We start from the raw sequence: 11,136 nt of genomic DNA, 5'->3' as shown, positions 1-11,136 counted from the left end.
CAATAAATTCAACTTGTGCTCGGATTGTCGGTACCTATCGGCGCATAGTCATCATCTGCCGCACGGGCGTAGCGCCGATGGTCTTTTACTCGAAGCGCGCCCGTGCATCACTCGGGGCCGTTGGAAGGGAAGGCGAAAAACCGAGGGAAGCTCAAAGAGACACGTGACCTGAAGCCTGCGTAGCGTTGCGTTACGCCATTGCCACGGGCTCAAGCGTTTGGCTGCGGAATCGGAACGCGCTCAACACCTTCCGCTGCTGACCGACCTGTTCTTCAAGTGTTTGTGCTGCCGCAGATGCCTGTCCAACTAGCGCAGCATTCCGCTGTGTCACATCGTTGAGTTGGCTCACAGCACGCTCGATCTGGTCGATGCCGAGCGTCTGTTCTTCCGATGCCACCGAAATAGCCGCGTTGATACCCGCTACAAGGCGGATAGCTCGTGTGATGTTCGCCATCGTGTGGCCGACAATTTCCATGTGAGTTGAACCCAACTGCACCGTCGACGATGAACTGCGGATCAGTTCTCGGATGTCCTTTGCTGCCTTGGACGAGCGCTGTGCGAGTGTGCGAACCTCGCCGGCAACCACGGCGAAACCGCGCCCTGACTCGCCGGCGCGCGCCGCTTCGACCGCCGCGTTTAGCGCGAGAATGTTGGTCTGGAATGCGATAGTCTCGATCAGTGTCATGATGTCGGAAATTTTCGCGGAACCGTGCATGATGTCATTCATCGTTGTTAGCATACGAGCGGTTGCGCCATCGCCTTCGTGTGCGGCTTGCAAGGCTTCGGAGGCCAGCCGCGTCGCTTCCCGCGCGTGCTCGGCGTTCTGACGGTTTGTCGCGGCGAGCTGCTCGATGCTGGCGGCGGTCTGTTCAAGCGATGCCGCCTGCTCTTCGGTTCGCGAAGACAAATCGCGACTGCCGTCGGCAATTTCAACCGCGGCGGTGAGGATCGATTCACTCGACATCTGAATCCGTCGCACGACGTCCGCAAGTCGCGCGTCCATCTGCGCCAGCGCCCACAGCAACTGGCCAAATTCATTATCGGCTAGCGCCGCGATACCGTTCTCCAGCCAGCCATCCGCTATTCGGTGCGCGACAGCTATCGAAGCATCCAGCGGTCGCGAAATACCGCGAACCAGATAGACGCCCATGACGCATGCGATTGTCAGCGCAATGACGACAGCGCCGCCGCAGAGAAGCAACATCCGGCGCGAGATGTCTGCTCCGTCGTCGGCGGTCTGCCGGACGCGCGCGGTTTTGATGCCGATAATCCGGTCTGATCCGTTGTAGATGATCTGGCTCGTGTCGGCGAGTGCTCCGAGGAGCGGGCCCGCGAGCGCAGTATCACCCGCATCCAGTGCTGCAGCCGCGCGTGCGGCTTGCGGCCCGAACGCGGCGATTGCGGCATCGATCCGGCGAGCGGTATCGCGTTCTTCGGACTGCGCCAGACGTGCCGGATAGTAGTCGTGCCAGGCGGTGTCGAGCGATGTTCGTGTCGCAGCGAGACGCGCGATCATCGCCTTTGCTTCCGCCGGATTCTGCATCGCAGGAATGCGCATCAGACCGAGGCGAATGCGCAACGCCGAGCTTTCGACGGTGGCGAGATCGGTGATCGGCACAGTGTCGTCGACATAAATCCGGTGCATGTCGGTGCTGAGCATCGACATGCCGTGCGCGCCGATCACCCCGTTGGTCGCGATCAGCGCGGCACACACGCCGAGCGCGAACACAATCTTGAAGCGGATTCCCTGTAGGGCGACCCTCATGGCATCTTCCTGAGACGTTGTCCGTGTACTGCCAGCCTCCTGCGTGAGGACGGCGGCGCACAACCTATTACGCCCCGAACAAAGCTCGGTTCGTCAGGGCACGTTCCCGATACGACGGCAGCGAATGCATCGGTGATATCGGGACACTCGCCGTGTGATCAGAACTTGTGACGGATGCCCGTGACCGCAATAAATTGCGTGTGGCTACTCGATGGGCCGGATGCGCCTTCGATCTGTGCGACCGCGTTCGTGGCGCGCTGGTACAGCAAGTCGATGTAGACGTCGGAAGATTTGGACAGGAAGTATTGCAACCCGGCCGTCGTCTGCCAGTAGTGCCATGAATTCACCTTCCCGTTCGTCGATACATTCGTATAGGTTTCGCCGACCGCCGCATGCATGGTGGGCGTGATGCGGTAGCGCAGGCTCGCGTCAGCATTCTGGTACGTCTGGTACTGGCTCGCGGGCGTCAGCTCAAAGCGCGTGTTCGTGTACATCAACCCGACGCTTGCATTACCGATGTCGTACAACCCGCCCGCGCCGTAAATGCGCTGCCGGCTGATGCCTTTGAGAAACGTGAAGTAGTTATCGGATGGGATCGCGCCTGTCGTATCGGTGGCCGGATGATCGAGCATCACGTAGGCCGCACCCAGATGCCACGGACCATTGGCATAGGTCGCGCCGACGCTGTATGAACGGTTCGTAGCGAAGTTGCCCGGATTGCCCGACAGCGCATACATCGTGTTGATCTGCAGACCGTAGAAAGCCGGCGTCACGTATTTGATTGAGTTGTCGGTGCGAAACGTGTTGTTGATATCGTCGACATCGAACGGATGTGTACCGTATTGAACGGTATCGGCCGCAACTTGCAGCGGCTCCAACGAATCCTGCGACGCGTTGTACTGACGGCCGAACGTCAACGTGCCATAGCGATCGCTCGACAAACCGACCCACGCCTGTCGTCCAAAGATTCGCCCGTTCGCGCTGGCGGTGCCGTTCATCAGATTGAATCCGTTTTCGAGCCGGAATACTGCATGATTTCCGCCGCCGAGGTCTTCGCCGCCGAGCAGGCCCCAGCGCGAGCCCTGTTCGTTGCCGGCCGTGGCCTGATAGTTCGCTTTGCCGCCCTGATTGCTCGTGTATGCGAAACCACCGTCGACGATGCCGTACAGCGTGACGCTCGATTGGGCGTGTGCCGTTACGGCCGACAGGCCAATACCACCGATGGCGAGCAGTGTCGCCGGAAGTGTCTGTTTGAACATGGTGCTTCTCCTCTTGTAGTTGGACTTGCTGTTGAAAATCGAAAATCGGTAAGCGATGAGCCGAAAGCGGCAGTACAGGCTCGGACGCTTGAGGGCACTCGCAAAAACCGAGGGCAAAACGGGGCCTCAGACGTCGCGCTGAACGCGGCGCCTCAAGTGCGGGAAACGAGGTGATGCCGGGGCGTTTCTAGGCAGTGCTTCGGCGAGCCGGAGGGCTCGGCAGCATTCTTTCGAGCGATGCCGCCGAGACGAGCGGCAGTACGACATGCGACGCTTGACCTGCGCCGAAATGCACACGGTTCACCGCGACGCGTGGTGTGCGTGCCAGTGCGGGCGGCTCGCCGCTATTCGGGTTGACGTCGAAGTGCGGGAAATTGCTGCTTGAAACATCCAGTCGAATCCGATGGCCGCATCTGAAAAGATTCGCCGTAGCGAAAGGTTCGATTTCGATCGCGTAGACACGCCCTTTTTCGAGGGTGCGTGGCTGCGTCCATGACTCATGAAAGCGACAACGGAAGATTCCGTCGGTCAGGTTCATCGCGTACCCATGCGGGTAATCTGCATTGGGTGGATAAACGTCGATCAGCTTGGCAGTGAAGTCGGTATCGGGCGCATCCGAGGAAATCCATAGCTTGACGACGATTGGTCCGATCACAGCGACGTCTTCTTCAAGCGGCTCGGTCTGAAACACGAGAACGTCGGAGCGCGCAGAAAGCGGCATGCCCGGGTGCCGCATACCGAAAAAGCGCGGGTCTTCACGTTGGTCGAACGCGCCTCCCTCGAAAACCGGTGCTCCCGACGTCAACGCGCCGCCGATCGTCGGCACGGGATCAGACGGATCGAACGTGTAGGCGATCTCAGCCGGCTGCGCATGCAAAGCATCATTCGATGCTGACAGCGAACCGTCCGCGCGTAGGTAAAACGGCGTGAAGCGCGTGCCGGGCAGCGGCCATTGCGATGAGTTGACCCAGCGTCCACCGTGCTCCATGCGGCCCTGCGGATTGCGCCCCCCGCTACCGCCCCCCATCACGAAGATGCGTACGACGGCATCGGCCGATTCATGGGACGCCTCGTGCGGTTTCAGCCAGCGGTCGAACCAGTCGGCGCGAAACGCCAGCCAGTCTTTCGCAATCTGGCCTTCGATAACCGCGTCTTGCCCGAATTCAACGTCGCCGCTATATGAAACGTTGCGGTCGCCGTGCAGCCATGGCCCCATGATCAGATAGCTCGGGGCGCCGGCAGTGCTGGACAGCGCGGCGAAGTTATCGAGCGTGCTGCGCACATACGCGTCGTACCAGCTCGACATCAGTACCGTTGGTACACGCGTCATGGTGCCGTAGTAGCCTTCGGCATAGATGCCGGGCTGTTTCCAGTAGTCGTCGAATACGTCACGCGTCCATTGCTCGAACAGATAGTTCTCGTATTCCGGCACGGTCGCCAGCGGCGAGTGACCCGGCCGCCACGGGATCCGCGCAAACCATTCACGTAGATCACTCGCGTTCAATGCCGCCGCAACTAGCGAATTCTCAACCGCGGCGTTACTGTTCTTTGCACGGTTGAACGCCCATGTTGCCTGCTTCAGTTCGAAGGCGCCGCCCTGGCGAATGCCGCAGTGATAGCCGTTCGAGAAACCGCCCGAATCGAGCACCATGCACGCGAGCCCAGGCGGATTCAGGCAGGCGGCTGCAAGCTGAGTGTGGGCCGCGTACGACAGTCCCATCGTGCCGACTTTGCCATTCGACCAGGGCTGTTGGGTGATCCATTCGATCGTGTCGAAGCCGTCCGGCCCTTCAGCGACATATTTTGTGAACGTGCCCTCGGAGTTGTAGCGCCCGCGGCAGTCCTGCAGTACGACAGCGTAGCCGCGCGCGGCAAAATAGCGTGCCACATCGGCACGATTCGCGGGCGGCTGGCCGTGATGGATTTCCGAACGCGAGATATCGGATTTGCCATACGGCGTGCGTTCAAGAATCGCGGGTAACGGCGCATCGATGCCGACGCGGTAATCCGTGGGGAAGTACACATCGGTTGCAAGGCGCACACCATCACGCATTGGCACCATGGCGTCGCGAAGCGGGTTGAGCGTCGAATCAGCGGGAAGTGCTCCGCTACGGAATGAAGCATCAGTCATGGTTGAGTCTCGATGAAGAGAAGCGAGGTGCGTTCAGCTTTGTTTGGACGGAAAATCACGCCGTTGCGTGCCGCCCAGTAGTCCACCGGGAAATAGAGCGGCACGATGCCGTAATCGCCGAAGCCCGCACGCCCGGCCCGTTGCAGCAACTGGTTGCGCCGCGCTGGATCGAAGGTTGCCGCGGCTTCGCGCAGCAACCGGTCGACCGTCGGGTTCGAATAGCGAGTGCGGTTGAAAGCGCCCGTGCCCGCCTCGCGTGAATAGCTTCCCAGTACGTTGGTCAGCCCGATCGCGGAATCGCTCGTCGTATTGCCGAAACTGAAGACGAAAGCACTGTAATTGCGTCGCGCGGCGGCGCCTGCATAAACGTTGTACGGTTGCGTAACGACGTCGTTCACGGTGATACCGCCGCGCGCGAGCATCTGCCCCAGTGCCTGTCCAAGATCGCCGTCGCTTGCGAACCGGTCGTTCGACGAATGGATCGTCAACCCGAAACCTTGCGGATAGCCGGCCGCCGCAAGCAGGCGTCGCGCGCCGACGGGGTCGTACGAGTCCGGTTGAAGCTGCGGGTCATAACCGCCCATACCTGGCGGCACCATTTGCGCGGCCGGTAGCCCTGCACCGTTGAGCAGATGCTGGGTAATCGCCTCGCGGTCGATCATCTTCGAGATGGCCTTGCGCACGCGCACGTCGCGCAGTGGATTGCGAGCGATTGTCGAGCCCTTGGACGCAGTGACAAACGGAGAAACATCGCGAGACGAATCGAGAGCGAGATAGATGAGCCGTGCGGATGGGCCTGAAAAGAGCGTCACGTTTCGTTCGTGGCGCAGGCGGTCGATCGTGACGGGTGGTACGTTGTCGATCAAGCTGACTGAGCCCGAGAGCAAGGCCGACAGTCGCGCCGCGTCGTTCGACATGAAACGGATGGTGCACGCATCGAAAACAGGCCGCTTGCCCCAGTAATAGTCGTTTCGCACGAGTTCAAGACGGTCGCCAGGAATCCAGCGGGCGAGACGATATGGACCCGTGCCGACCGCGATCGCGGGCAGACGGTAGTCGTCGCTCGTGCGCCCCGCCGTCGCGTGCTGCGACACGATATATACGAGCCCAACCTGCTCCACGAACGCTGGTGACGGCGTCTTTGTCACAATGCGCAGCGTTAGCGGGTCGACGGTCTCAATGCGCTGTATGTTGGCCACTGCGCCGGAAAACGGTGCGGGACTGTTCGGCACGGATCGGGCGCGGCGCAGCGAATACGTGACGTCGTCAGCAGCCATCGGCGAGCCGTCCGAGAAGCGCACGTTCGGGCGCAGATGGAATTCCCAAGTAAGCGGATCGACCGCGCGCCACGACACCGCCAGTCCCGGCCGAATCTGCAGGTTGTCGTCCTGTTCGATCAGCCGCTCGAACATGTTTTCGGCGATCTGCATATTGTTCTGCGTGCGCGAGAACAGCGGGTCGAGCGACGAAGGCTCGGAAGCAAGCGCCATCGTCAGCGAGCCAGCCTGCGCGACGGTGGACGCACTGGCAAAACCCAGTCCCCACACGAGTGCGATTGCCACCGAGTGCTTCAGGCCGCGTCCGCTCATGAATGAAATTACCGCGTTCATTGCACCCCCACCAGATGACACGCGACCTGATGAGCGGGGCCGCTCTCGCGCAATAGCGGCCGCTCGGTGCGGCAACGCTGCGTTGCATGGGGACAGCGCGGGTGGAAATGACAGCCGTCGGGAGGCGCGAGTGGGGATGGAATTTCGCCTTGAATCGACTCGAACTGCCGTTTGCGGTTCGACAGGCGCGGCATCTGCGCAAGCAGCGCGGTCGTGTAAGGATGCTGCGGATTGGCGAACAGTTCGACGGTCGGCGCGATTTCGACGATACGGCCGAGATACATGATGGCGACACGATCGCTGATGTGCTCGACGACGCCCAGATCGTGGCTGATGAACAGGTACGTGAGACCGAGATCGCGGCGCAGTTGCACGAACAGATTGATGATCTGCGCCTGGATCGACACGTCGAGCGCCGCGATGGATTCGTCGCAGATCAGAAAATCGGGCTTCACCGCCAAGGCACGGCCGATACCGATGCGCTGACGTTGCCCCCCGGAAAACTGATGCGGGAAGCGTTCGCGGAAATCCGGATTCAGGCCAACGCGCTCCATCACGTCGACGACATAGGCATCCAGGTGTTTGCGCTCCACGAAGCCGTGTACGAGCGGCGCCTCGCCAATGATGTCGCGCACCCGCTTGCGCGGATTGAGAGACGACAGCGGATCTTGGAAGATCATCTGGGTGGCGAGCCGGTGACGGGCAGCGCGCTGTCCAGCGCGAGTGCCGTCACTCTGGCCGTCTGACGCCGACGGTTCGGCGGTCTTCTCGATTGTGCGGATCGAGCCGCTCGACGGCGTCCCGATCCCGGCCAGCATCCGGCCGAGCGTCGATTTTCCGCAGCCGGACTCACCGACGAGACCGACCACTTCACCGCGATGGATCGTCAGGCTGACATCATCGACTGCGTGGACGATCTGTTTCTCAACGCGCGCGCCGAGCCAGCCGGCGATTCGCTCCGCGTAGTTCAGGCGACGAACGAAGCGGCGCGACACGTGGTCGACTTCGACCATCGGCACCATGACATGGGGTGCGTTCATGCGGGTGCTCCGGTACGTGGATGGAAACAACGGTACTGATGAATGCCGTCGCCGCTGACAGGAGGCTCTGTGCTCCGGCACAGCGAGGTAGCGTATGCGCAACGCGGCGCGAACGCGCAGCCTGCCGGCAACTGAAGCGCGCTCGGTGCGATACCCGGTATCTGTTTGAGCGGTTCGCCCCGCCGCGCCTTTTCGGGTAGGGAGTCGATCAACCCGATCGTGTAAGGATGGCGCGGTCGTTCGAGAATCTCGTCGACGCTGCCGGTTTCTACAACCCGGCCGGCGTACATCACGCAAATGCGATCAGCCAGCCCAGCGACCACCGCAAGATCGTGGCTCACCCACACCATGGCCGTATGGGAGCGCGCGCACAATTTCTGCATTTCGGAAAGGATCTGCGCCTGGATCGTGACGTCGAGTGCAGTGGTCGGCTCATCCGCAATGATGAGTTCCGGGTCGTGCAGCAGCGCGATCGCAATCGCCACACGCTGTCGCATCCCGCCCGACAATTGATGTGGATACGCGCTCAAGCGCTCTCCCGGCGACGGAATGCCGACCGACGCGAGGGCATCGTGCGCGCGCTGCCGCGCCGCGTGCTTCGATACGCGAGCGTGGGCCTGCACCGCCTCGATCATCTGCGTGTCAATGCGCAGAACCGGGTTCAGCGTCATCATCGGATCCTGAAAGATCATCGCGATGCGATTGCCACGCAAGCGGCGAAGCGCTTCAGGCGTGAGCGTAGTCAGGTCCTCGCCTTTGAATAGCACACGGCCGCCAACAATCCGTCCCGGTGGGTCGATCAACCCGAGCACGGAGAAGCCGGTAATCGATTTGCCGGAACCGGATTCGCCGACGAGGCCGACGATTTCGCCTGGCGCGACGTCGAAACTCGCGTCATCGACGGCTTTCGCGACGCCGGCACCGGTGAAGAAATGCGTGCGTAAATTCCGCACGGACAACGTAGGAGTGGACATGCGAAATCCTATTTCTGCAGACGCGGGTTCAATGCTTCGCGCAGACTGTCGCCGACGATATTCATGCTGAATACGAGCACGAGCAGCAACAGGCCGGGGAAAACGCTGATCCAGTAATAGCCTGCGATCAATTGCTGATAGCCGTTCGCGATCAGCAGACCGAGCGAGGGCTGCGTGACCGGCAAGCCGATGCCGAGAAAGCTCAAGGTCGCTTCGGCTGAAATGGCGGCGGCAATCTGTACAAGGGCAATCACAATGACGGGCGGAAGGCAGTTCGGCAGTAGCTGGCTGAACAACGCGCGCCGGTGGCTCAAGCCGAGGCACAGCGCGGCCTCCATATACTCCTTACGGCGTTCGACGGCGGCGACTGCTCGCACGGTGCGGGCAAAATAGGCCCACTGCACGACGACCAACGCGAGGATCACCTTGTCGACACCCTGGCCGAGAATGGCGAGCATCATCAGCGCGACGAGAATCGTCGGAAAACCGAGCATCAGATCCACCGCACGCATCACTAGCGTATCGACGTAGCGGCCGAAGTACGCGGCGACGAGGCCGAGCGTGGTGCCAAACGTCATCGCGAACACGCCGCTCAGCAGACCCACACCGAGGCTGATACGCAGCCCGTACATCATTGCGGCGAGCATGTCGCGCCCAAGCGCATCGCTGCCAAGCAGATACAGATGACCGCTCGTGCCACGCACGCCAGGTGCAAGGCGGCCATCGACGATGCTGAGCACGGCGAGGTCATACGGATTCTGCGGCGCGATCCATGGCGCAAACAGCGCGATCACGACCAGAGCAAGACATACGCAGGTCGCAGTGGCGACGGCCGGCTTGCCGAACAGGCTGCGCAGCACGATGCCCAACGTCGTATTGCGATCAGCGCGCCACGAGGGAAAGGTTGTGCCGGTGCTCATGCTGCCTCCAACCGCACGCGGGGATCCAGCAACGAATAGATGATGTCGACGACGAGGTTCAGTAGTGTGAACATCGCGACCACGATCAGCAGATAAGCAACGATCACCGGACGGTCGAGCTTCGTGATGCTGTCGATGATCAGCTTGCCGACGCCTGGCCACGCGAAGATCGTCTCCGTCACTGTGGCGAATGCGATCAACGAGCCGAATTCCATACCGACAACCGTGACGATTGGAATCAGGATGTTCTTCAGGACATGCACGAAGATCACACGCCGCTCGCGCAGGCCTTTGGCTCGTGCGAACTTCACATAGTCGAGCGGCAGCGTTTCGCGGACCCCAGCGCGCGTGAGGCGCGTGACGAGCGACATCTTGAACAGCGATAGATTGAGTGCCGGCAGCAGCAGGTGCCGCAGACCATCCCACGTCGCGAGGCTGGTGTGGATACCGAACAGCATGCCCGCTTGACCACGGCCGGCCGACGGCAGCCAGCGCAGCGTGACCGAAAAGATCAGCACGAGCATGATGCCTTGCCAGAAGTTCGGCAGGCTGAACCCTAGTATCGAGCCCGTCATGGCGGTGCGGTCGAGCACCGACCCGGCCCGCAGCCCGGCGATCAGGCCGAGCGGCAGACCGACTATCAGTGCAAGTACCAATGCCACGAGCGCGAGCTCCAGCGTTGCCGGCAGGCGTTCGAGAATGAGCTGAATCGACGGCTGGTTGAAGACGAAGGAGCGCCCGAGATCGCCGTGCAGTGCTCGTCCGATGAAATGCAGATACTGTTGCCAGAGCGGCTGGTCGAGCCCGAGCGATTGCACGGCCTGTGCGACTTCGGCGGGGGTAGCGTCGGCCGGAACGAGAATCGCGATCGGGTCCCCGATGGCGAACACGCCGCTGAAGACGAGCACGGACGTGAGCAGCAGCACGCCGACGCTCTGGATTAGCCGCCGAATGATGAAGGCGATCATTGCGTGTGAAACCTCAAATGATGAAAATGCGATGTGTTCCGGCGGCCCAAGCGGCACCGGGCTGATGCATCGCCCCGATCATTCGACGGCAAAAAACTGTCCGCAACCTTATGTTGATTCGGCATAGGCCTATGCCGAACGTGAGATGAACCTAAAACAACTCGAGGCTTTTCTGGCGATTTCGAAGCTGCATACGACGACGGCAGCCGCGCAGCGCTTAGGCTGCTCGCAGCCGGCGGTGAGCCGTCTTCTGAGCCAGTTGGAGGAGGATCTCGGCCTGAGCCTGTTCGTGCGCGAACAGGGTCGGCTGACGCCAACGCGTGAGGGCGACGCGCTCGTGCAGGAGGTGGAGACAATCGTCGAGGCGGCGCGCTGCCTCGAACGACAAGCCCACCAACTGCGGCTCGCTCGCACGCACCGTAAGCTCGTTCGCATCATGGTTCCGCATACCTTTCCCCAGTTCCTGCTG

At 61.4% G+C, this 11,136-nt stretch carries 9 protein-coding genes; 1 reads left to right on the top strand and 8 read right to left on the bottom strand.

What is annotated here, in order from left to right; genetic code table 11:
* Positions 1 to 190 precede the first annotated feature (190 nt).
* From ACTHL0_RS19985 to ACTHL0_RS19950, 8 genes are all read right to left on the bottom strand, one after another.
* Entirely contained in the window at positions 191 to 1,765 is a 1,575-nt protein-coding gene (locus tag ACTHL0_RS19985) for a methyl-accepting chemotaxis protein (protein WP_440568611.1), read from the bottom strand.
* Positions 1,766 to 1,923: 158 nt separating this feature from the next.
* Entirely contained in the window at positions 1,924 to 3,024 is a 1,101-nt protein-coding gene (locus ACTHL0_RS19980) for a porin (protein WP_440568610.1), read from the bottom strand.
* A 187-nt stretch (positions 3,025 to 3,211) separates the two neighbouring features.
* Positions 3,212 to 5,155, bottom strand: coding sequence for a CocE/NonD family hydrolase (locus ACTHL0_RS19975; RefSeq protein ID WP_440568609.1), 1,944 nt, complete (start codon positions 5,153 to 5,155; stop codon positions 3,212 to 3,214).
* Entirely contained in the window at positions 5,152 to 6,765 is a 1,614-nt protein-coding gene (locus tag ACTHL0_RS19970; protein WP_440568608.1) for an ABC transporter substrate-binding protein, read from the bottom strand. Before ACTHL0_RS19970 ends, ACTHL0_RS19975 begins: the two co-directional genes overlap by 4 nt.
* Positions 6,762 to 7,805: an ABC transporter ATP-binding protein gene (locus tag ACTHL0_RS19965; RefSeq protein WP_440568607.1), complete on the bottom strand. Its 1,044-nt coding sequence runs from the start codon at positions 7,803 to 7,805 to the stop codon at positions 6,762 to 6,764. Before ACTHL0_RS19965 ends, ACTHL0_RS19970 begins: the two co-directional genes overlap by 4 nt.
* Positions 7,802 to 8,779, bottom strand: coding sequence for an ABC transporter ATP-binding protein (locus tag ACTHL0_RS19960; protein ID WP_440568606.1), 978 nt, complete (start codon positions 8,777 to 8,779; stop codon positions 7,802 to 7,804). Before ACTHL0_RS19960 ends, ACTHL0_RS19965 begins: the two co-directional genes overlap by 4 nt.
* Positions 8,780 to 8,787: 8 nt before the next feature.
* Complete coding sequence (locus ACTHL0_RS19955; RefSeq protein WP_440568605.1) at positions 8,788 to 9,699, bottom strand: ABC transporter permease; 912 nt, start codon at positions 9,697 to 9,699, stop codon at positions 8,788 to 8,790.
* Positions 9,696 to 10,667 (bottom strand): ABC transporter permease, encoded by a 972-nt coding sequence (locus ACTHL0_RS19950; RefSeq protein ID WP_440568604.1) that lies wholly within the window; start codon positions 10,665 to 10,667, stop codon positions 9,696 to 9,698. Before ACTHL0_RS19950 ends, ACTHL0_RS19955 begins: the two co-directional genes overlap by 4 nt.
* 145 nt (positions 10,668 to 10,812) lie before the next feature.
* Here ACTHL0_RS19950 and ACTHL0_RS19945 point away from each other — a divergent pair.
* The coding region (locus tag ACTHL0_RS19945) for a LysR family transcriptional regulator (RefSeq protein WP_440568603.1) at positions 10,813 to 11,136 on the top strand (324 nt) is incomplete at its 3' end.

It is taken from the genome of Trinickia sp. (assembly GCF_051961175.1).
Lineage (GTDB): Bacteria > Pseudomonadota > Gammaproteobacteria > Burkholderiales > Burkholderiaceae > Trinickia.
This window is presented reverse-complemented; position numbering and strand designations above follow the sequence as displayed.

Excerpts from the sequence above, each read along its gene's own strand:
- ACTHL0_RS19985 (WP_440568611.1), bottom strand. The coding sequence starts at position 1,765 with ATGAGGGTCGCCCTACAGGGAATCCGCTTCAAGATTGTGTTCGCGCTC.
- ACTHL0_RS19980 (WP_440568610.1), bottom strand. The coding sequence starts at position 3,024 with ATGTTCAAACAGACACTTCCGGCGACACTGCTCGCCATCGGTGGTATT.
- ACTHL0_RS19975 (WP_440568609.1), bottom strand. The coding sequence starts at position 5,155 with ATGACTGATGCTTCATTCCGTAGCGGAGCACTTCCCGCTGATTCGACG.
- ACTHL0_RS19970 (WP_440568608.1), bottom strand. The coding sequence starts at position 6,765 with ATGAACGCGGTAATTTCATTCATGAGCGGACGCGGCCTGAAGCACTCG.
- ACTHL0_RS19965 (WP_440568607.1), bottom strand. The coding sequence starts at position 7,805 with ATGAACGCACCCCATGTCATGGTGCCGATGGTCGAAGTCGACCACGTG.
- ACTHL0_RS19960 (WP_440568606.1), bottom strand. The coding sequence starts at position 8,779 with ATGTCCACTCCTACGTTGTCCGTGCGGAATTTACGCACGCATTTCTTC.
- ACTHL0_RS19955 (WP_440568605.1), bottom strand. The coding sequence starts at position 9,699 with ATGAGCACCGGCACAACCTTTCCCTCGTGGCGCGCTGATCGCAATACG.
- ACTHL0_RS19950 (WP_440568604.1), bottom strand. The coding sequence starts at position 10,667 with ATGATCGCCTTCATCATTCGGCGGCTAATCCAGAGCGTCGGCGTGCTG.